19 protein-coding genes are annotated in these 21,135 nt (G+C 66.2%); 11 read left to right on the top strand and 8 right to left on the bottom strand.

What is annotated here, in order from left to right:
* Positions 1-2: 2 nt before the first annotated feature.
* From ACZ1I5_RS16135 to ACZ1I5_RS16125, 3 genes are all read right to left on the bottom strand, one after another.
* The gene (locus ACZ1I5_RS16135) at positions 3-2,342 is read right to left on the bottom strand and encodes a TonB-dependent receptor (protein ID WP_465170252.1); all 2,340 of its coding nucleotides are present in this window, start codon (positions 2,340-2,342) and stop codon (positions 3-5) included.
* 177 nt (positions 2,343-2,519) lie between these two features.
* On the bottom strand, positions 2,520-3,218 hold the full coding sequence (locus ACZ1I5_RS16130) for an esterase/lipase family protein (protein ID WP_465173987.1): 699 nt from the start codon (positions 3,216-3,218) through the stop codon (positions 2,520-2,522).
* Positions 3,218-3,910: a TIGR02117 family protein gene (locus tag ACZ1I5_RS16125; protein ID WP_465170251.1), complete on the bottom strand. Its 693-nt coding sequence runs from the start codon at positions 3,908-3,910 to the stop codon at positions 3,218-3,220. Before ACZ1I5_RS16125 ends, ACZ1I5_RS16130 begins: the two co-directional genes overlap by 1 nt.
* A gap of 24 nt (positions 3,911-3,934) precedes the next feature.
* Between ACZ1I5_RS16125 and phhA the strand changes: the two genes are divergently transcribed.
* Positions 3,935-4,810, top strand: coding sequence for a phenylalanine 4-monooxygenase (phhA, locus tag ACZ1I5_RS16120; RefSeq protein WP_465170250.1), 876 nt, complete (start codon positions 3,935-3,937; stop codon positions 4,808-4,810).
* A 32-nt stretch (positions 4,811-4,842) separates the two neighbouring features.
* Here the strand turns inward: phhA and ACZ1I5_RS16115 are convergent, their stop codons facing one another.
* A complete protein-coding gene (locus tag ACZ1I5_RS16115; RefSeq protein ID WP_465170249.1) occupies positions 4,843-5,820 on the bottom strand; it encodes a 50S ribosomal protein L11 methyltransferase in 978 nt (325 codons plus the stop codon).
* A 157-nt stretch (positions 5,821-5,977) separates the two neighbouring features.
* Here ACZ1I5_RS16115 and ACZ1I5_RS16110 point away from each other — a divergent pair, with 157 nt between their 5' ends.
* Complete coding sequence (locus ACZ1I5_RS16110) at positions 5,978-6,367, top strand: winged helix-turn-helix domain-containing protein (protein WP_465170248.1); 390 nt, start codon at positions 5,978-5,980, stop codon at positions 6,365-6,367.
* A gap of 121 nt (positions 6,368-6,488) precedes the next feature.
* Entirely contained in the window at positions 6,489-8,891 is a 2,403-nt protein-coding gene (locus ACZ1I5_RS16105; RefSeq protein WP_465170247.1) for a TonB-dependent receptor, read from the top strand.
* Positions 8,892-8,897: 6 nt separating this feature from the next.
* Here the strand turns inward: ACZ1I5_RS16105 and ACZ1I5_RS16100 are convergent, their stop codons facing one another.
* The gene (locus tag ACZ1I5_RS16100; protein ID WP_465170246.1) at positions 8,898-9,596 is read right to left on the bottom strand and encodes an SDR family NAD(P)-dependent oxidoreductase; all 699 of its coding nucleotides are present in this window, start codon (positions 9,594-9,596) and stop codon (positions 8,898-8,900) included.
* A gap of 118 nt (positions 9,597-9,714) precedes the next feature.
* Here ACZ1I5_RS16100 and ACZ1I5_RS16095 point away from each other — a divergent pair, with 118 nt between their 5' ends.
* Both ACZ1I5_RS16095 and ACZ1I5_RS16090 read left to right on the top strand, forming a co-directional pair.
* Complete coding sequence (locus tag ACZ1I5_RS16095; RefSeq protein WP_465170245.1) at positions 9,715-10,308, top strand: septal ring lytic transglycosylase RlpA family protein; 594 nt, start codon at positions 9,715-9,717, stop codon at positions 10,306-10,308.
* 85 nt (positions 10,309-10,393) lie between these two features.
* Positions 10,394-11,197: a hypothetical protein gene (locus ACZ1I5_RS16090; protein ID WP_465170244.1), complete on the top strand. Its 804-nt coding sequence runs from the start codon at positions 10,394-10,396 to the stop codon at positions 11,195-11,197.
* Here ACZ1I5_RS16090 and ACZ1I5_RS16085 read toward each other — a convergent pair.
* The 3 genes from ACZ1I5_RS16085 to ACZ1I5_RS16075 form a co-directional block, all read right to left on the bottom strand.
* Positions 11,185-11,760, bottom strand: coding sequence for a hypothetical protein (locus ACZ1I5_RS16085; protein ID WP_465170243.1), 576 nt, complete (start codon positions 11,758-11,760; stop codon positions 11,185-11,187). The genes ACZ1I5_RS16090 and ACZ1I5_RS16085 overlap by 13 nt on opposite strands.
* A gap of 90 nt (positions 11,761-11,850) precedes the next feature.
* Complete coding sequence (locus ACZ1I5_RS16080) at positions 11,851-13,221, bottom strand: methyl-accepting chemotaxis protein (protein WP_465170242.1); 1,371 nt, start codon at positions 13,219-13,221, stop codon at positions 11,851-11,853.
* Positions 13,222-13,271: 50 nt separating this feature from the next.
* Positions 13,272-14,615, bottom strand: a complete 1,344-nt coding sequence (locus ACZ1I5_RS16075) for a methyl-accepting chemotaxis protein (protein ID WP_465173986.1) — start codon at positions 14,613-14,615, stop codon at positions 13,272-13,274.
* A 734-nt stretch (positions 14,616-15,349) separates the two neighbouring features.
* Between ACZ1I5_RS16075 and sdhC the strand changes: the two genes are divergently transcribed.
* From sdhC to creD, 6 genes are all read left to right on the top strand, one after another.
* The gene (gene sdhC / locus ACZ1I5_RS16070; protein ID WP_465170241.1) at positions 15,350-15,766 is read left to right on the top strand and encodes a succinate dehydrogenase, cytochrome b556 subunit; all 417 of its coding nucleotides are present in this window, start codon (positions 15,350-15,352) and stop codon (positions 15,764-15,766) included.
* Position 15,767: 1 nt separating this feature from the next.
* A complete protein-coding gene (gene sdhD / locus ACZ1I5_RS16065; protein ID WP_465170240.1) occupies positions 15,768-16,157 on the top strand; it encodes a succinate dehydrogenase, hydrophobic membrane anchor protein in 390 nt (129 codons plus the stop codon).
* Positions 16,157-17,959, top strand: a complete 1,803-nt coding sequence (sdhA, locus tag ACZ1I5_RS16060) for a succinate dehydrogenase flavoprotein subunit (protein WP_465170239.1) — start codon at positions 16,157-16,159, stop codon at positions 17,957-17,959. The genes sdhD and sdhA overlap by 1 nt, the downstream gene beginning before the upstream one ends.
* 88 nt (positions 17,960-18,047) lie before the next feature.
* Entirely contained in the window at positions 18,048-18,941 is an 894-nt protein-coding gene (locus ACZ1I5_RS16055; RefSeq protein ID WP_465170238.1) for a glycoside hydrolase, read from the top strand.
* A gap of 64 nt (positions 18,942-19,005) precedes the next feature.
* Positions 19,006-19,566, top strand: a complete 561-nt coding sequence (locus ACZ1I5_RS16050; protein ID WP_465170237.1) for an ATP-dependent Clp protease proteolytic subunit — start codon at positions 19,006-19,008, stop codon at positions 19,564-19,566.
* A gap of 107 nt (positions 19,567-19,673) precedes the next feature.
* Positions 19,674-21,074 carry a cell envelope integrity protein CreD gene (gene creD, locus ACZ1I5_RS16045; protein ID WP_465170236.1) on the top strand — a complete coding sequence of 467 codons (1,401 nt, stop codon included), beginning with the start codon at positions 19,674-19,676 and terminating at the stop codon, positions 21,072-21,074.
* Positions 21,075-21,135: the final 61 nt, after the last annotated feature.

Raw genomic sequence — 21,135 nt, 5'->3', positions numbered from 1 at the left:
GATCAGAGACCATAGCCGAGGCGGATGCCGATGGTGCGCGGCCTGAGCGTGCCGAACCGGCTGACGAGAAACGCTTCGGGATGGATGTAGGTGACCGAGTGATCGTCGAAGACATTCTCGACATAAAGCTGCGCCGAGATATCGCCGCGCTTCAGCCCGAAGGTCAGGTTGGTGTTCACGAATTCGTCGGTCTCGCCAAAGGTCACCAGGCGCACGGTCGGCGCGCCCGGCGTATTCGGGAACGAGCTGTTGTACGATCCGACATATTGGGCGTTCACGGCGAGGTTCGCCCGGGTTTCATTGCCCAGATCGAAGCCATAGGAAGCATAGAGCGCGCCCTGAAGCCGCGGCGCGGAGAGCCTGTGGCCGAGCACCGCGCCGGAAATCGCCGCCTCGGTCGCGCTGAGCTTGGTGATCTTCGAATCATTGTACGAGGCGTTCAGGCCGATGAACACGTCCTTGGCGGGAATGATGCCCATCTCGACCTCGAAACCCTTGCTGCGCGCGCCGCCGATATTGGTGGCGAACTGCACCGAGTCCGATACGCGATTGGCCTGCGCCTGGATATTGCTCCAGTCGATCAGATAGGCGGCGAGGTTGATCGTCACCTGGCCGTTGAGGAACCGCCCCTTGGCGCCGATCTCATAGCTCTTCAGATCGTCCGACGACGCGCCATTGGGGATGATGATGTCGTTGGGATTGACCAGGCTCGGCCGTCCGGCGAACGCATTGATGATCGGCGCGCGAAAGCCGGTGGAGAAGGTGGCATAGGTCGTCACCGACTCGGTCGGCTTGAAGCTGGCGCTGGCCTTCCAGTTCGGCTTCGATCCGGATGCCTTGACGCCGGTGACGGCCGCGTACGGCGTCAACTGGGTGAAGGCGACCGGCAGATAGGCTCCGGTCGGTCCGCGGATCCCGGCCAACGCGGCCGACAGATAGTTGAGATTGAAGAAGCCCGGCGCGGTGGCGAGATAGCCACCCGCTTCCGTGAAGCCCTGCGCCGAGATGCGGCCATAGCGCATCCCGCCGGTGAGCCAGAACTTGGGCGAGAAGCGATAGGTCAGCTCGCCGAACCCGGCGAGTTCCTCGCTGATCTGGTGAGTGTACTGCTTCTGATAATATTGGTCGGGAAGCCCGGTCATGTTCCGTGCCGCCAGGAACGAGGGGCTGGAGCGGTAGAAATAATCCACGTCGCGGCGGCGGTTGAGATAGAAGCCGCCCAGTACGAACTGGAACGGGCCACCGAGCGACGAGACGAGCCGGGTCTCCTGCACGAACACCTTGTCGTAGCCGTTCGCATCCAGGCCGAAGGCGATTGGCGCGCCGGCATAGGATCCGGGCGGAAAAGTACCCGCGAGATCGACCCAGAAACGCTGGTCGAACTTCGAATAGGTCGACGAGCTGGTCAGCTTTGCAAAATCGAAGTCGTAATCGAGCGTGCCGTTGATCACCGTCTGCTTGCCGGTAAAGCGGTCGGGCTGGTCCGACACGCGCTTCTCGCGACCCAGCGAGGGGCTGGTCAGCGAGGAATCCTTGGGATCGCTGTTCTCGTACGAGCCGAGCAGCTTGATCGACAGCCGGTCGGTCGGCCGCCACAAGACGACGAGGCGGCCGCCCCAGTCGATCAGCTTGTTCGAATTGTGGACGCCGGTGCCGACATTGTCGAGATAACCGTCCTCATGGCGATAGAAGCCGACGCCGCGGATCGCGAGCTTGTCGCTCACGACGGGGATGTTGACCATCACATTATAGCGCTGGCGAACCGAATCCGATCCGGTCAGGCCGATATCGGCGAGCGCGGAATAATCGAACTCGTGAAGGTTCGGGCTCTTGGTCAGGATGCGCATGGCGCCCGACAGCGAGCCCGATCCGAACAAGGTGCCCTGCGGCCCGCGCAGGAACTCGACGCGCTCGACGTCGAACAGATTGGGATCGACCACCGTGGTGTTGCCGATGGTCGAGACCGGCAGCTCGTCGATATAGACGGCGACCGAGCTCTGCAGATTGGCGTTGTAGCCGTTGGTGGCGATGCCGCGCGCGGTGAAATTGTTGAAATTCTGGGTCGGGCGATTGAGCACCACGCCCGGCGTCTCGCGGGCGATGCCTTCGAAGCCGACGATGCCCTTTTCGGTCAGCTGCTCCTGCGAGAAGGCAGTGACGCTGAGCGGCACGTCCTGGATGCGTTCGTTGCGGCGGGTGGCGGTGACGATGATGTCGTTGCCGGACGCGTCGTGAGCCTCGTCCTGTCCGGTCGATTCCGGTTCAGTGCTCTGCGCCAGCGCGGGCGTTGCCGATACGACGAACGCGGCGGCGCAAGCCGACGCAAGAAGAATGGCCCTCATGTTCTCTCTCCCATGAACGCCGATCGTTGGTGCCGGCGATGTGATGGAGAGAATGCCGGTCTCGCCTGCCGATGTCAACACTCACTCTCACGCGTGTGAATAACTTTAAGAGAGCGATCGGCGCACCGGGAAATTCCCCTCCCGCTTGCGGGAGGGGAGAAGAGAGCGCAGCGCCCGCTATTCCCCGCCCAATATCTTCGCGATCGCCAGCAACACTTCGGGCCGGACCTGAACGCCGATATGGCTGCTCCGCACCTCGACGCTGCGACAGCCCGGCTCCCGGCAGATCGCGCCGTTGACCAGCCCGTCGCTGGCGCTCCAGATCGCGGTAGCAGGGACGCGCAGGGGTTCGGCCACCTCATGCCCCAGCGCCACCACCTTGGGATCGTCGATGCGGTCGCCGGTCAGCCATTCGAAGGCGCGCCACACATTGGTCGCGCGCGGGCTGCCCGCGAAGGGCGAGCTGACCGTGATCACCTCGCGCACCAGCTCGGGCATGCGGTGCGCCGCCATCCGCGCCATGATCCCGCCCAGGCTGATGCCGATCAGCGTCACCTTCTCGCCGGTCTCGTCATGGATGGCGCGGATGCGCTCGAACAGCTTCTCGCCTTCGGGCCCGATCGCGCGCGCCCCGAAATTGCGGCCCAGCCCCCAGCCATGAGCGCGGTAGCCGAGCCGGTTGAGATAATTGCGCATCGCGACGTTCGACCGGTCGGCATTGACCAGGCCCGGCAGGATCAGCACCGGCCGACCGTCGCCCTTCGGCCCGTCGCTGCGCAGGCGCCGGTCCCAGAAGAGCTGGCCGAGCCCGATCGCGCCGCGCGGTACTTCCATCGCCCAGAGCAGCAGGGACGGGGCCTTGGCGTCGGTCATCATCACTGGAACCATCCCATCACCGTCACGGGAAAGGGCGTCCAGGCCCCGACGCGCACGCCGGCATGGCGCAGCGCGTCGCCGGTCCAGGCGTTGCAGGTCTGGGTCGCGTTGTAGCGGCCACGCGCGTCGTAAAAGGCGTCGTAATCGCCATAGCCGAACTGGTGCGCAGGGCGCTGGCCGTTGTCGGCGCGGAAGCTGGCGCGGATAAAGGCGGCAAGGCGGCGATATTCCTCGGGGCGCAACACGATGCTCCGCATATCCGCATCAACGCGCGGTTCGGGCACATGGGCCACATGCATCACGGTGCGCTCGCTGCCCGCCGCCGCGGCCAGCACGGTCAGCGGCTTCACGTCCGCCCAGGTCGGCGTCTCGACATAGAAGGTGCGGTCGCCCCAGCCGATCGAGACATGGCTGTACCGGGCATAGCCCGGATCGCGCAGGTCGCCCGGCTGGAGCAGGTCGCCCCAGTCCTCGCCCCCGCCGGTCTGCGGTACGACGATGCCGGTATGGACGCCGTTGCTCTCGATATAGATGCGCACGCCCGACTCGGGCTCGGTCCAGGCGGCGTTGGAGGGTATCGCCCCGCCGGTTATCCCGGCGGCGGCATAGGCCAGCAGGATCCCGATCAGCCCGGCAAACGCGGCCCCCGCCAGTCTCGCGCCGAACCGGAAGGGATGGATTTTCGGCGGCATCGTGACTGTGATATGGCATTTTTCATGGCCGAAGAAACGCATGTTCTCGATCGTCCGCCGGAAGGCGCGGCACCGGACTGGACCGTCCCGCAGGACTGGTCCCATTATACCGCGCAGGAGCATGCGGTGTGGGACACGTTGTTCGACCGTCAGGCGAAACTGCTCCCCGGCCGCGCGTCCGAGGCGTATCTGCGCGGGCTCGACGTGCTCAAGCTGTCCAAGCCCGGGATCCCGGATTTCGCGGAATTGTCCGAACGGCTGATGGGGCTGACCGGCTGGCAGGTGGTGGCAGTGCCCGGCCTGGTGCCCGACAATGTGTTCTTCGATCACATGGCGAACCGGCGTTTCGTCGCGGGCAATTTCATCCGCCGGCCGGACCAGCTCGATTATCTGCAGGAACCCGACGTGTTTCACGACGTGTTCGGCCATGTGCCGATGCTCGCCGACCCGGTGTTCGCCGATTATCTCGCGGCCTATGGCCGGGGCGGCCAGCGCGCGCTGGAGCTCGGCGCGCTCAAGCATCTCGCGCGGCTCTACTGGTACACGGTCGAGTTCGGCCTGATCGCCGAGCCCGAGGGCCTGCGCATCTATGGTTCGGGCATCGTCTCGAGCTTCGCCGAGAGCCGCTTCGCGCTCGACGATCCCAGCCCCAACCGCATCGCCTTCGACCTGAAGCGGGTGATGCGCACCGACTATCGGATCGACGATTTCCAGCAGAATTACTTCGTGATCCCCAGCTTCGACGAGCTGTTGCGGGTGACGGTCGAGACCGATTTCGCCCCGCTCTATGCCGAGATCATGGCCGAGCCGGACGTGCCGGTCGCGGAGATCCTGCCGGATGACCTGGTCCTGACGCATGGCACACAGGCCTATGCTCTGGAGAAGGCTGCGGCGCTCTAAATCCTCCCCGAGCAAGCTCGGGGAGGAACAGGCTACCAGCTCCCGAACCCCGGCGTTTCCGCCGTCTTGCCGCTGTCGCGCACCGGCCGCCGCCATCCGAGCCGCTGCCGCTTGCGCAACCGCAGGGTCGGCCAGTCCCCGATCTGCGTTCGCCCGGCGAGGAACAGCCCCTCGCGCCGATAGGCCCGCGCCACCGCCGCTGCCTGCGTCTCCAGCAATCCCGCCAGCACCAACGTCCCGCCCGGCTCCAGCGCCGCCGCGATCGCGGGTGCTAGCGCGATCAGCGGCCCGGCCAGGATGTTGGCGACGATCAGGTCGTACGGCGCCCGCCGGAGGATCAGTGGATGGTCGAGCCCCGAGGCGACCGCCAGTGCCAGCCGCCCCTTGCCATGCCCCAGGGCGACGCCGTTGAGATCGGCATTGTCCGCCGTCACCTCGATCGACGCCGGATCGATGTCGGACGCGGTGGCATAGGCGCGCGGCCAGAGATGCATCGCGGCAAAGGCGAGCAGCCCGGTGCCCGTCCCGACATCGACGATATTGCGGAACATCGCCCCGCGCCGCTTCAGCGCGTCGAGCGTCAGCAGGCAGCCGGTCGTCGTCTGGTGCTGCCCCGTGCCGAACGCCCGGCTCGCCTCGATCCGGAAGGCGCGCGTGCCCGGCGGCACCGTGCCGCGATTGGCTTCGGTATGGATATAGAAGCGCCCGGCATGGACCGGCTCGATCCCGGCCTGGCTCAAGGTGATCCAGTCCTGCTCGATCACCGGTTCGGGCTTCGCCTTGCTGTTCGCCCCGCTCGGCACCAGCGCGCGCACCGCCGCCACGGTCGCCGCATCGGGCCTGCCGTCGAAAAACGCATCGAGCCGCCAGCGCAGCGGATCGTCCTCGACTTCCTCGCTGGTCAGCAGCACCGGCGCGGGGTCGAGCGCGGCCAGTGCCTCGGCTTCGAAGTCGATCGCCTCCGCTTCGTCGCGGGTGCAGGGCAAGGTCAGTTTCCAGCTTTCGGCCATGACGTGCCTGTGTCTCCATTCTTGCGAACCGCCAAGCAGAAGAACGCGGCGGCGACAAGGTCATGCGGTCGCGCTCCCGATGGTTCCCACTGGCCGATCCGCGTCGATCGGGCGTAAGGAAGCATCATGAACATCAGCGCACGCAAGGGCCAATAGGATGCGGGTCGGCCTGCTCAAGCTGAAGCTGCAGCTCCTGTGCGGCGACGGCTATGCGATGGGACCCGGCAAGGCCGATATCCTCGCCGCGATCGAGCGCGACGGGTCGATCTCGGCGGCGGGCCGGTCGCTCGGCATGAGCTATCGCCGCATCTGGCTGCTCGTCGACGAGATGAACCGCAGCTTCCGGGAGCGGCTGGTCGAGACCCAGGCCGGCGGCAGCAGCGACCGCGGCGCGCACCTGACCGATCAGGGCCGGGCGGTGCTCGCTGCCTATCGGGAGCTCGAGGCCGAGGCCGCCGTCGTGACTGAAGGCGACGCCTATCGGCGCCTCAGCGCGCTGGTCCGCGAGACGCCGCTCCCCGCCAGGCCGGGCCCGGCCAGAAAATAAACCCCGATTGGCGGCACTTCCGCGACGCCCGGCGCTTTCCCCGATCCGATTGCACTATATACGGGCATATATATCGACTCGACGCGCAGCCAAATGGCAGGTCGAACAAAAGGGGATTTCGATGGACGCACTTCGGTCCGGCGCGGCGCTCGTGTTTCTTTTCACTGCCTGTGCAGCCCCCGCCGGCGCGCAGATCGTCGCGAGCCCCGCCGCCGCGGTGCGCGACGATGCGGAGGACGATCCCGCGCTCGGCGAAGTGACCGTCACCGCCCGCCGCCGCGTGGAGGACGCGCAGCATATCCCCGGCTCACTCTCGGTGGTCGACGGAACGCTGCTCGACCGCTCCTATACGGTGAACACGCAGCAGCTGTCGCAACTGGTGCCCGCGCTCAACTACAGCTCGGCCAATCCGCGCAACACCGCCTTCACCATCCGCGGGCTCGGCAGCAGCGTGGTCGCGGTCAGCCAGGCGAATGATGGGCTGGAGCCGGGCGTCGGCTTCTATGTCGATCAGGTCTATCACGCCCGCCCCGCCACCGCCGCGTTCGACTTCAGCGATGTGGGCCAGGTCGAGGTCCTGCGCGGACCGCAGGGCACCCTGTTCGGCAAGAACAGCACCGCCGGCGCGATCAACATCACCACCCGCCTGCCGACCTTCACGCCCGAGGCGACCGAGGAGCTGTCGGTCGGCAGCTTCAACTTCGTCCAGGCCAAGGTCGCCGCGTCCGGCCCGCTGATCGGCGATGTGCTGGCGGCGCGCATTTCCGCCGTCGTCACCCGCCGCGACGGGGTGATCGACAATGTGCGCACCGGGCAGGACCATAACGGCATCGGCAACCAGGCCGTGCGCGGGCAGCTGCTCTACAAGCCGTCCGAGCTGTTCCAGCTCCGCCTGATCGCCGACTTCACCAATTTCGAGAGCAATTGCTGCACCCAGGTCTATTACCGCGTGGCGGAACGGCCCGCGTCGCTGCGCACCCTGTCGCGGCAATATCCCGCGCTCGCCGCCGGGCTCGGCTATGCGCCGCCCAGCCTCAACCCCTATGACCGCGTCACCGATATCGACGCGCCGCTCGGCGTCGACACCAACGAAGGCGGCGTCTCGGCGATCGCCGACTGGAATGTCGGCCCGGTCACCCTGACCTCGGTCAGCGCCTGGCGCTTCTGGAACTGGGATGCGGCGAACGACCGCGACTATACCGGCATCCCGATCCAGATGGTGCAGCACATCCCGTCGCGCCAGGACCAGTATAGCCAGGAACTGCGCGTCGCCTCGAACGGCAATGGCCCGATCAGCTATGTCGGCGGCCTCTATTTCTTCCGCCAGCGCGTCATCGGCCGGCCGATCTCGATCTATGGGCCGCAGGCGGCTTATTGGCTGATCGGCCCGACCACCGGCGCCAATGCCACACCCGTGCCGGCCAATCTGCTCGACGGGTACGGCACGGACGGGCGCACCGATTTCCAGTCGAACAGCTATGCCGCGTTCGGTGAGGTCAACTGGCGCCCGGTCGATCGCCTGACGCTGACCGCGGGCCTGCGCTATACCTGGGAGGACAAGAAGGGCAGCTACGACACCTTCGTATTCGGCGGCCTCGCCACGTCGAACACGGCGCTGGTCAATGCCAAGCTGTCGATCCTGCGCGGGCAGAGCTATGCCGCGACGATCGGCGACGGCGCGCTGACCGGTCGCGCCAACATCGCCTGGCAGGTCACCGACAATGTGCTCGGCTATGCCAGCTTCGCGCGCGGGGCGAAGTCGGGTGGCATCAACATGTCGGGGCTGCCGCTCAACGACCAGAACCTGCCCGCGCTCGGCACCGCGGTGGTGAAGCCGGAACAGAACACGGCCTATGAGGTGGGGGTGAAGACCCGGCTGTTCGACAACCGGCTGATCCTGAACATCGACGGCTATTATACCCGCGTCACCGATTTCCAGTCGAACGTCAGCGATACCCGCGCCGCGGCGGCGCTGCGCACCTATCTCGCCAATATCCCGCTGGTCACGGTCAAGGGGTTCGAAGCCGACGCCACCGCGCTGGTCGCCCGCGATGTCTCGCTACGTGCCTCGGTCGCTTATGCCGACGGCAAATATGCGAAATATCCCAATGGCCCGTGCCCGATCGAACTGATCGGCAACGCCGCCGCGCCCTGCAACCTCACCGGGGTCGGGCTGCCCGGCCTGCCGAAATGGTCGACCACCATCGGCGCGGATTATGCCCATGCAGTCCCTGGCTTCGGCAGCCGCGGCAAGGCGTTCGTCCACCTCGACGCCAATGCCAAGACGAAGCAGTTCGGCGACCCGACCGGATCGCGCTTCACCGTGATCCCCGGCTATACCGTGGTGAACGGCAGCATCGGCATCCGCAGCGGGCATGGCTGGGAAGTGGCGCTGTTCGCCCGCAACCTGTTCGACCGGGATTATATCCAGAACGTCACGATCCAGGCCGGCAATTCCGGCTTGATCCTCGCGACGCCCAGCGACCCGCGGACGATCGGCCTGACCTTCCGCGCCCGGCAATAGTCTCAACTAGCGGACGTAGCTGGCCCCGTTCACGTCGATCACCCCGCCGGTCATCGAGGCCGGCGCGGCCAGCGCAAGGAACCGTGCCGTCTCGGCCACTTCCTCCGGCATGGCGACGCGGCCGAGCGGGATGTCGGCGAGCAGCTTGTCGCCTCCGCGGCTCGACAGATATTCCTCGGCCATGCCGGTCATGGTGAAGCCCGGGCAGACCGCAAAGGCCAGGATGCCCTCGGCCGCATAACCGCGCGCGATCGACTTGGTCATCGCGACCATGCCCGCCTTGGACGCGGCATAATGCCAGTGCGCCGGGCTGTCGCCGCGATAGGCGGCGCGGCTGGCGATGTTGACGATCCGCCCGCCTGACCTGCGCTCCTGCCAGTGGCGCACCGCGAGCCGGCACAGCTCGGCCGATGCCGTCAGGTTGATGCGCATGGTGCGCTCCCAGTCGGCGACCCAGTCGTCATGCGGCCGGTCGAGCGGGTTCGCCTCGAACACGCCGGCATTGTTGATCAGCACGTCGATCCGCCCGTCGAGCCGTTCCAGCGCGGCGTTCCACAGCGCCTGCGGCGCCGCCGGATCGGCGAAGTCGGCCGGTATACCGCTCGCCGTGCCATGGCCGACCAGGCTGATGTCGGGAAGGGTGAGGGCGGTCGCGATCGCCGCGCCGATGCCGCGGCTGCTGCCGGTGAGGAGGATGTTGGTCATGACCCGCGCCATAGCCGCGCGCGCGCCTGCGCGTCACCCCCCGCCAGAGCCGCCTTCGGGACGAACGGGCGGGAATCGAGGCTTCCAGACCCCGCATGGCTGCGTGTAGGGTCATCCCATGCGGGGTTTTCTGGCGACGCGGACGGGGATTGTGGCGGCGCTGCTGCTGCTGTCGGCCTGTGCCGGCGGCAATTTCCGCCCGGTCAGCGATCTGCCGGTCAAGATTGGCCAGCCCTACCAGGTGCGCGGTACAACCTATGTGCCCGCTGCCGATCCCGGTTACGACATGCTCGGCTATGCCAGCTGGTACGGCAAGGAATCGGGCAACCGCACCTCCAATGGCGAGCGTTTCGAGCCCGGCTGGATCACCGCCGCACATACCACGCTGCCGCTGCCGACCTATGTCGAGGTGACGGCGCTCGACACCGGGCGGCGCATTCTCGTCCGGGTCAATGATCGCGGACCCTTTGCGCGCGGCTCGCGCATCATCGATCTGTCGCGCGGCGCGGCGGAACTGCTCGGCATGAAGGCGCAGGGCCAGGCGCCGGTGCGCGTCCGCCGCGTCGAACCGCGGGAACGGGACCGCGAACGCCTGCGCAAGGGCAAGCCGGCGGAGGAATTGTCCCCGGTGTCGGACCGGGTGTTGCGTAACCTCCGGAGCCAGCTCGCGGCGGTAGTGCCGTCGGGAGGGAGTGCCGGTCTCGATCGCTAGGGATGGCGTGTTTCTCGCGTCGATTGGCCGGCCGCTATCCGCTCTACACGCCACCCCCGTTCGTTTCGAGCGAAGTCGAGAAACATTGACGGAGCGCCAGACCCGGTTTCTCGACGTCGCTCGAAACGAACGGAGAGAGATGGCGCGGGTTACGGGAATCGACGCGGCCGTATACTATGCGTCGGGCAGATCATGGGGTGCCGACATGAGCGCGGAACGGTATGGGCAATCCATTGTCGGCCTCGGGCTGCGCGCGCTCAAAGGCGGTGCCGTAGTCGTCGCGCTCGCGGTCGATCGCGGCGAGCCCCACCTTCTGCTCGCCACCTTCCTCGCAACCCATGATGAGGGCGACCGCCTGTCGCTCGAACCCTATGGCGTCGCGGCTGGGATGGCACTGGGTCCTGACGGCAAGGCATCGGCCGAAGCTATCGCCACCGTGGCGGAGGGGCGGAAACGCCAGGACCGGCTGGCGGCGGAGGGCCTGCAGGCTATCGTCGATCGCCTGAAGGCCGAGGGGCATGACAAGGTCGTTGCGGCGCTCCTCGTCAATCGCGCCGGCTGGGTCACCGATCTGCTCGACTACAGCCTCGCCTGGGCGGACCATGTGCCCGTCGCCGAAGGGCTCGCCGTGCGCGAGGCGTTGCGGTCCGGAGTGCAACACTGTCGCATCGACATGGTCGAGCTGGACGAGAAATCGCTTCCCGATCTCGCGCATGAGGTGCTCGGGCTGTCAGCAGCAGAGATCGCTGCGCACCTGAAGGATTTGGGCGCGACGGCGGGCAAGCCGTGGCGAAAGGAGCAGAAGGCCGCCTGCCTGGCCGCCTGGGTCGCGGTTCTGCGGGCGAGTTTCTCGGCCAAAAGGAGCGTCGGTCCAGACTATCCCGCATAAAGAACGACGGCATATCTCCGCTTGGTATCGATCACGATCAGGCCCTCGGCATTGGCAGTGATCGTATAAAAGCCGCCTGGAGTCGCCAGCATATCCCCGACGGAGACGGGCAGCCGGGTCGTGGTTCCGCAGCCGCCCTCCGCGTTCCGGGCGAAGAGCGTGAACGGGGTGGCGCCTGGATCAGGCTGGGCTTTGAGGTTCACACTTTTGCCTGCCCTCACCAACGGCAATGGCGTCCGCTTCCACGTACGATATGGGTTGCGGGCGTTTTCTTTGGGAATAGTCGCTCCATCCAGCATCGCCAGGCCTTCGCGTTTCAGGCGTGCCGTTGTTTCCGGTGTTAATTTGTAGATCGCCATGAAACATCCCTCGCGGATCCCGATCGAGTAGCTGGAATGAGCGACGGAGAGATACGCCAGGCTTGACGGCAATTGGCCCCTGGGGGTGTCCCAGTCGAGCCACGCGCACATGGCGAGCGGCAGTGAGATTATGACGAGCGCGGCGATGCGGGCTGCTCGCAGGCAACCAGGTTCGCCCCCGGTAGGGGACATGTCGTTTTCCATGATTTCCGCTGTAGCGGACAGACGTGAAGCCGGTGTGCTGAGACGGTCCGCAATTGGTGCAATTGCCGACTCGTTGGAGGCACCTGAGACTTACGCCGCCACGCTCGCCGAGAACGTATCCGCCGCGCCCTTCAACCCGCTCAGCCGGTCGTCCACTTCGCCGAACTCGCGCCCAAGCGCGTCGATCTCGGTCGCCACGCCTTCGGTGTCCTCGCGGATCGTCGCGATGGTGTTGGACATGGAATCGGCGGCGAGCGCCGTCTCGTCGACGGCCGCCGTGATCGCGGTCACCGTCTGCGCCTGTGCCTCCATCGCAAAGCGGATGCGGTTGGCGCTTTCCTGCACATCGGCGACGGTCGTCCTGATCGAGGCATTGGTCTCGACCGTGGAGCGGGTGGCGGACTGAATCGCGGCGATCTTGCTGGCGATGTCGTCGGTGGCGCGCGCGGTCTGGCTGGCGAGCGACTTCACTTCCTGCGCGACCACGGCGAACCCCCGGCCGGCATCGCCCGCGCGGGCGGCCTCGATCGTGGCGTTGAGCGCGAGCAGATTGGTCTGGCCGGCGATGTCGCGGATCAGCCCGAGGATCGATTCGATCGACTGGGCATGGCCGCTCAAGGTTTCCGACATGCCGACCGCTTCACCCGCCTGGCTGGAGGCGCGCGTCGCGATTTCCGCAGCCGCTTCCACTTCGCTGCGCGCATCCTCGATCGCCCGGATCAGGCCGGCGGCGGTGCGTGCCGCTTCGCGCATCGCGACGGCCGATTGTTCGGCGGCGGCGGCGACTTCGGAGGTCTTGCCGAGCATGCCGCGCGCCGAGGCGGAGGCGCGGTGCGCCTGTACCCGGATGCGATTGCCGAGCGAGGCGGTGCCCTCGATCGACTGGGCGATGCTTTCGCTGAACTGGGCCGAGCGCGCGCGGCGCTCCTCGCGCGCCTGCTCCACGTCGCGGGCGCCGAGATGCGAGGCCATCACATCGGCTTCGACCAGGCCGAGGCGCTGGATCACGTCGCCGATCTCGCGCAGCCGGCTGGTGTCGTCGCCCATCTTCTCCTCGATCACCTCGAGCGTGCGGCTGTGCGAGAAGCTCAGCGACGACAGCAGCGCCTGGAGCGGGATGTTGAGCTTGTGCGATCCGGAGGCGTGTTTGATCGCCATCAGCATCCAGGCGTCGTCGAACGGCCGCTGATATCTGGCGCGGGTATATTCGGCACTCCGGCGTATGCGCCTGGCAAGCTGGTCGGGGTCGAGCAGCGGGCGCAGATGCGCCACCGCCGGCAGCGACAGATAATGTTCCCAGAAAGAGGCCGCGATGACCTCCTCGCTGCCCTGGATCAGCCGCGCGATCTCGGCCGCGGCCGGCGCGATCGCCCCGTCCCAGTCATAATTCGCCACATGCTCGGCGACGGAGCGCGAATCGCCGCTCCAGCCCCCTATCGTGCCGTTACCTTCTTGCGCCATTCAGCCATCCTCCCAATGCCCCATCCTCCCGATGCTCATGAGTCTCGGGCTCATGCTGCAACCTTGGCGACGAACTCGCCCGCACTGTTCTTGAGCGTGCCAAGCCTACCATCCAGTGAATCGAATCCCTGGCCGACACGTTCGATCTCCGATGCGACCATTTCGGTATCCTCGCGGATCGCGGCGATGGTGTTGGACATGGAATCGGCGGCCAGCGCCGTCTCGTCGACCGCGGCGGTGATCGCGGTCACCGTCTGCGCCTGCGCCTCCATCGCGTAGCGGATGCGGTTGGCCGATTCCTGCACGTCGGACACCGTCGCCTTGATCGAGGCATTGGTGTCGACGGTGGAGCGCGTGGCGGACTGGATCGCGGCGATCTTCGCGGCGATGTCGTCGGTCGCGCGCGCCGTCTGGTTGGCCAGGCTCTTCACTTCCTGCGCGACCACCGCGAAGCCGCGACCGGCGTCGCCCGCGCGCGCCGCTTCGATCGTGGCGTTGAGTGCGAGCAGATTGGTCTGGCCCGCGATGTCGCGGATCAGGCTCAGGATCGATTCGATCGACTGGGCATGGTCGGACAGGGTTTCGGACATGCCGACGGCAAGACCGGCCTGGCCGGAGGCGCGGGTGGCGATCTCGGCGGCGGCCTCGACCTCGGAGCGGGCATCCTCGATCGCGCGGATCAGGCCGGCGGCGGTCCGCGCCGCTTCGCGCATGGCGATGGCCGATTGCTCCGCCGCGGCGGCGACTTCGGAGGTCTTGCCGAGCATGCCGCGCGCCGAGGTGGAGGTGCGCAGCGACTGGCCGCGCAGCGCGCTCGATTCCTGAGTCGCGCTTTCGACCATCTGGGCGATGCCGTCGCGGAACTCGGCGGCCAGCCGGTCGCGCCCACCCTGGGCGAGATGCTCGCGATAGCCGTTATAGAGCGCGACGGTGATCTCCCCCTCCAGCGCGGAGAGGCGCATCAGCGTATCGACCAGCACCGGCAGCCGATCGTCGTCGCGGTCGATCTTGCGGGTGACCACGCCGAGCGCGACCCGGTCGCTCGCGTTGATCATCGACAGCAGGGCGAGCGGGGAGACATTGCCGAGAAAGGCGGCGGCGACCGATCGTTCGACCGATTCGATCCAGACGCGGCCGGTCGTGTCGAGGAAACGGTTCCGCAGGAACACGCAGCCCACCTCGATCATCTTCTCGGTCTCGTGCGACGCCCAGACCCGGTCGTCGGCGAAGCAGCGCAGCCATTGCTGCCAGTAACCTTCCGAGATCGACCGGATTTCCGGCTCGATCACGCTCCACGCATCGCGACTCGCGCGCGCCAGCGACCCGTCGACATCGAACACGCGCAGCCTGGCCGCGATGTCGACCTGGGCGGCAATCGTGCCGGGGGCGGGCAAGTCACTGGGGGTCAAGGGCGAAACTCCGATAGCTGGCGACCGACCGCCTCGGGGCGGTTCGCACGGGAGTTACGCCGGATAAGATTAAAGGGCGGTTAGGATGTGAAGGCGGAGAGAGGCAGTCAGCAGTCCAAAGCGTCATGCCGGACTCGTTCCGGCATCCAACCTCCCGCAGGCGTTGTCGGGGATTTGGAGAGATGGCCTGACAACAAGTGCCGGGGAAGTAGGGTGCTTGGGAGCAGCCTGCTTTTTGAGTCTGAAGGGCGACTCAGGGCGCTCATGATCCGCGAGTGATTCACTTCATCCTCCTGATCTGGTGAAATCACCTCGCCGCCACCGACACATCGGCACGGCAAATAGAGGCAAGTAAAGCACCATGAACTCCTCATACCCCTCGCGTAATTTGGTAAGTCGAGCAGCAATCATGTCATGGTCGAGTAGCCCGGCCGAATCCGCGCCTCGCAAGTGCACCCCAAGAACCCGTTCGCACCCTTCAAATAACATCCGCACAGGCGCCAAGAACCACTCGATTTTGCCCCGCTCGCAGGTGGGTCGCGAAATTCAGCGAATAGTTGCCAGTCGGTCGCAACTTAGCGCATTTTCCAACGCCGTTTCTGCCGCGCTACTTGACGCGAACGCTCCCATCCGCTCCGCCGCGCCCGTCCAATCCGCCTTGCATCGCGGCACGCGCGGACTAATACGGCGCCACTGACCGTCCGAGAGGATTTCCCGCCTTGGCTAGCCCACGCAACCCCGCCCGACCAATCTCGCCGCATCTCACGGCGTGGAAATGGGGCGTCCACATGACCGTCTCGATCCTGCACCGCGTGACGGGTGACGGGCTGGCGACGGTCGGCACGATCCTGCTCGTGTGGTGGCTCGCGGCGCTGGCCGGCGGCAAGGAAGCCTATGCGGCCTTCACCGACATCTTCACCGTGGCGGACGGCAAGCTCAACATCATCGGCTATGTTGTCGGCATCGGCCTGACCCTCTCGCTGTTCCAGCACATGGCCAGCGGCATCCGCCATTTCGTGATGGATGCGGGCGCCGGCTTCGAGCTCAGGACCAACCGCACCGGCTCCTGGCTGACCTTCGTCTTCTCGATCACCTTCACCGCCCTGTTCTGGGCCTATCTGCTCGTGGGGAAATAAGATGGGCAACGGTACCGAACTCGGCCGGGTCCGCGGCCTCGGCTCAGCCAAGGAAGGCTCGCATCACTGGTGGAACCAGCGGCTGACCGCCGGCGCCAACCTGTTCCTGATGCTCTGGCTGCTGCTCTCGATCGCACGCCTGCCCAATTATCAATATGAGACGCTGCACGACTGGATCGCCTCGGCCTGGGCCGCGATCCCGATGATCCTGCTGATCGCCTCGGTCTTCTATCATTTCCGCCTGGGGCTTCAGGTGGCGATCGAGGATTATCTCCACGACGAGGCGCGCGTCGCCGCGATGCTCGCCCTCACGTTCTTCACCGTCGCGTCCGCCGCGATCGCCATCTTCTCGATCCTCAGGATCGCCTTTGCCGCCGGAGCGCCAGTCTGATGCCGGAAGCCTATAAGATCATCGACCACACCTATGATGCCGTGGTCGTGGGCGCCGGCGGATCGGGCCTGCGCGCGACCATGGGCATCGCGGAGTCGGGCCTGAAGACGGCCTGCATTACCAAGGTGTTCCCGACGCGCAGCCACACCGTCGCGGCGCAGGGCGGCATCGCCGCCAGCCTCGGCAACAATACGCCGGATCACTGGACCTGGCACATGTTCGATACCGTCAAGGGCTCGGACTGGCTCGGCGACCAGGACGCGATCGAATATATGGTGCGCGAGGCGCCTGCGGCGGTTTACGAGCTCGAACATGCCGGCGTGCCGTTCAGCCGCAACGAGAGCGGGACGATCTATCAGCGCCCGTTCGGCGGCCATATGCAGAATATGGGCGAGGGGCCTCCCGTGCAGCGCACCTGCGCCGCGGCCGACCGCACCGGCCACGCCATGCTCCATGCGCTCTACCAGCAGAGCCTGAAGTACGACGCGGACTTCTACGTCGAATATTTCGCGCTCGACCTGATCATGGAGAATGGTCAGTGCCGCGGCGTGATCGCTTTGTGCATGGAAGACGGCTCGATTCACCGCTTCCGCAGCCATGCCGTGGTGCTGGCGACGGGCGGCGGCGGCCGCGTCTATCAGTCGGCGACCTCGGCCCATACCTGCACCGGTGACGGCAACGGCATGGCACTGCGCGCGGGCATCGCGCTGCAGGACATGGAGTTCGTCCAGTTCCACCCGACCGGCATCTACGGCGCGGGCGTGCTCATCACCGAGGGTGCGCGCGGCGAGGGCGGTTATCTGACCAATAGCGAGGGCGAGCGCTTCATGGAGCGCTATGCGCCCTCCGCGAAGGACCTGGCCAGCCGCGACGTGGTCGCGCGCTCGATGGCGATGGAAATGCGCGAGGGCCGCGGCGTCGGCGAGCACAAGGACTATATCTACCTGCACCTCGATCATATCGATCCCAAGGTGCTGCACGAGCGCCTGCCGGGCATCACCGAGACGGGCAAGATCTTCGCCGGCGTCGATCTCACGCGTCAGCCGCTGCCGGTCACGCCGACGGTGCATTACAATATGGGCGGCATCCCGACCAATTATCACGGCGAGGTCGTGCAGAATAAGAATGGCGATCCGGATACGGTCGTCCCCGGCCTGTTCGCGGTGGGCGAAGCGGCCTGCGTCTCGGTGCACGGCGCCAACCGGCTCGGATCCAACTCGCTGATCGATCTCGTCGTGTTCGGCCGCGCGACCGGCCTGCGCCTCAAGGACCAGCTCAAGCCCAACACCCCGCACAATGCACTGCCCAAGGGCGCGGAGGAGTTCGCGCTCACCCGGCTCGACCATTTCCGCAACGCCAAGGGCGCCGCGCCGACTGCAAAGATCCGGGCCGAGATGCAGCGCACCATGCAGAAGCATTGCGCCGTGTTCCGCGACACCGCGCTGCTCGCCGAGGGCGTCACCAAGATGGACGCGGTCTATTCCAGTTTCGCCGATGTCGGCATCAGCGACCGCTCGCTCATCTGGAACACCGATCTGGTCGAGACGATGGAGCTCGACAATCTGATCGGCCAGGCCGTGGTCACGATCAAGGGCGCGGCCAATCGCAAGGAAAGCCGCGGCGCACACATGCACGAGGACTTCCCGGACCGCGACGACGCGAACTGGATGAAGCACACCGTCGCGACCTTTAACGGCTGGGGCGGAAAGGGCGGCACCACCGAGATCGACTACCGCCCGGTGCACGACTACACGCTCACCGACGACATCGACTATATCAAGCCGAAGAAGCGGGTTTACTGATCGGGCCGGCAATTTGATTCAACATCCGGCTCGACGCTGATAGACGGTTCTCCGCTGTTGTTGACGCGAGGAGCCCGCGGCTGAGACGATGAACTATCGCGCGCGTCTCGTGCTGCTGCTCGGCTGCATTCTCCCGGTGCAGATCGTCGCGGCGTGCGCCTCTCCCGCGCCGGATGTCGCCTCGCCGCCAGCGTCTTTATCGGTCGATCCCTTTTACGCGAAATATGTCGATGCGGACGGCATCCCCGTCCTGTCCTCGGCCAAGGTGCCCGATCGCGCGCTGCTGGTGGCCAGGCAGATCATTCAGGGCATGCTCGATCATCGCCCCGATCTCGCCCAGGGGCTGGCCGCGTCGGGCTACCGCGTCGCGATCATGGCGGAGGACGAGAGCACGCTCGACCTGCCCGAGCAGCGCGACTGGAAGAGGCCCGGCCGCGACGACCCCCGGCTCACCCGCTGCGAGCGCAAGCATTATGACGAACGCATCGGCCGCATGACGGACCGCGCCTATTGGAACTACCGCGCCCGCGGCATGGCCGGGAAGCTGACCAGCGGCGCGGTCGAGGATCTGCTCGGCCAGCGCAACTCGCGCTATTACGGCCAGACGATCTTCCTCCACGAATTCTCGCACGACATCCTTCAGGCGATCCGCGCGATCGACCCGGGCCTCTACCGGCAGGTCGATCGTGCCTATCGCGCAGCCCTCAGGGCCGGCCGGTGGAAGGGCGAATATGCCTCGACCACGATCGACGAATATTGGGCGGTGGGCAGCCAGTTCTGGTTCAACTCGGGCCGCATCGTGATCTTCGACGGCCGCCGTATCCTGTCCCATGACGACCTGCAGGCCTATGATCCCGCGCTCTACGCGGCGCTGGGCAGGGCCTATGGCGCGAGCCACCGGATCGAGGGCGATCCCTTCTATCTGAGCGAGGCGCGCATCCCGCCGGGGCCGCTACCGGCCAATACTGCTGAAGTCTGTTGAAGCTGCTATCCGGTCTTTTCGCGTCGACCCGGAACCTCCCGGTCGCGACTCAGTTAGGGGCGCCATGACCGAACCTCGCTATCCGCTCCTCGCCAAGCCGCACATCCGCCTGTCCGGCCCCGTCGATCAATATATGTATCAGAGCTTCCGCCAGCAGCTCGATACCTGTCCGGAGCAAGGCGCGCTGGTCATCGCGATGACCACGCTCGGCGGCGACCCCGAGGTCGCGCGGACCATGGCCGACGATATCCGCCTGCTCGAGGACCATGACGGCCGCGAGATCCTGTTCCTCGGCAAGGTCGCGGTCTATTCGGCCGGCGCGACCTTCATGGCGGCCTTCCCAGTCGATCGCCGCTTCCTCACGCGCCACACGCGGCTGATGATCCATGAGCGGATCATCTCGAAGCAGCTCAACATCAACGGCCCGCTGCGCATGTGCATCGCCAGCCTGAAGGCGACCCTGCATGAGATCGAGCATTCGATCCTGATCGAGGAAGAAGGCTTTCGCGATATCGTGAAGGGTAGCCGGGTCGATTTCGAGGACCTGCGCGAACGTGCGCCCGCCAACTGGTATATCGAGGCGGAAGAAGCGCGCGACCTGGGGCTGGTGCTGGACGTGATCTGAGGGGAGGGACAGGCCTGCACGCGTTCTGCACAACCATTCCTCCCGATCCACTTTGGCGTCGGCCCCGGCGCCCCGCTAGCTGAAGGTCTCCTAAAAGGGAGACCATCATGTCCGCACGCCATGCGTCAGAACGCTCGCCCGGGTTCAAGCTGTTGCTGCCGTTCCTGATCGGCACGCTGCTCGCGATCCCGCTCTTCGCCATCTATCTCCTCGTCTATGATCGCCAGACTCAGTCGGAGACCGCCCAGGCATCGATCGCGCAAGGCTGGGGCGGGCCGCAGGCGATCGCCGGGCCGGTGCTCGTCATCCCCTATTCGAAGCAGACGACCGAGACCGTCACCGAAAATGGCAAGCAGGTGACCAGGACCAGCACGAGCTGGCACGACATGACCCTGTCGCCCGATGCGACCAGGCTGAAGACCGATCTCAAGCCCGATCTGCGCCACCGCTCGATCTACGACGTGGTGGTGTTCGAGGCGCGCAACCAGGGCAGCGCACGCTTCACGCTGCCGGCCGACCTCCAGCGTTTCGGTGTCGCGCCGGATGCGCTGGCGCTCGATCGCGCGCAGATCCGCTTCGGCATCAGCGACGCGCGTGGCCTGTTCGGCTCGCCGCCCGCGGTGTCGGTCAACGGCAAGCCCGTCTCGCTCCAGCCGGGCAACGGCATGCGCGAGACGGGCGGATCGGGCTTCTATGCCTGGTTCGATGCGAGCGATCTGCGTGGCCGGCCGATCGGCGTGGCGTTCGATTATGCGGTGCGCGGCAACGGCTCGCTGTCGCTGGTGCCGAACGGCGGCGATACCGCATGGCGCGTGCTCTCGTCCTGGCCCAGCCCGAGCTATCAGGGCGGCTTCCTGCCAGTGCAGAAAAAGCCGTTCGGCAAGGGCTTCGATGCCAGCTGGCGCGTCGGCAACCTCGCGCTGGGCAGTCCGCTCGTCGCCTTCGACCAGGCCTCGGGCGACGCGTCGTCCGCCCAGGCCGCCGGCGAGGGGCGCCGCGCTGGCGAGACGGCCGAGCATGAAGCACGGGTCGATCTGCTCACGCCGGTCGATCTCTACAGCCAGGTCAACCGCTCGGTGAAATACGGCTTCCTGTTCGTCGGTTTCACCTTCCTTGCCTTTCTGATGTTCGACGTGATCGGCGGCGTGCGGGTGTCGGCGATCGAATATGGCCTGGTCGGATCGGGGCTGGTGCTGTTCTTCGTGATGCTGCTCGCCTTTGCCGAAGTGATCGGGTTCACGCCGGCCTATGCGGTGGCGGGCGGCGCGATCGTCGCGCTGCTCACCGCCTATTCGGCCGCGGTGCTGGGCAGCTGGCGGCGAAGTCTGTTCATCGGCGCGCTGATCTCGGCGCTCTACGGCGTGCTGTATGTGCTGCTCAGCCTCGAGGACCTGTCGCTGCTGGTCGGTTCGGTGATGCTGTTCGTCGCGCTTGCCGCAGTGATGTTCCTGACGCGGAACATCGACTGGGGTGCGAAGCCCGAGCCGCAGGAGGTGGTTCAGGAATAGGCGCCCTTCTTCCCCTCTCCCAGCGGGAGAGGGGCAAGCTGCGCAGCAGCGCGGGGTGAGG

It is taken from the genome of Sphingomonas sp. BL-S-30 (assembly GCF_055521475.1).
This window is presented reverse-complemented; position numbering and strand designations above follow the sequence as displayed.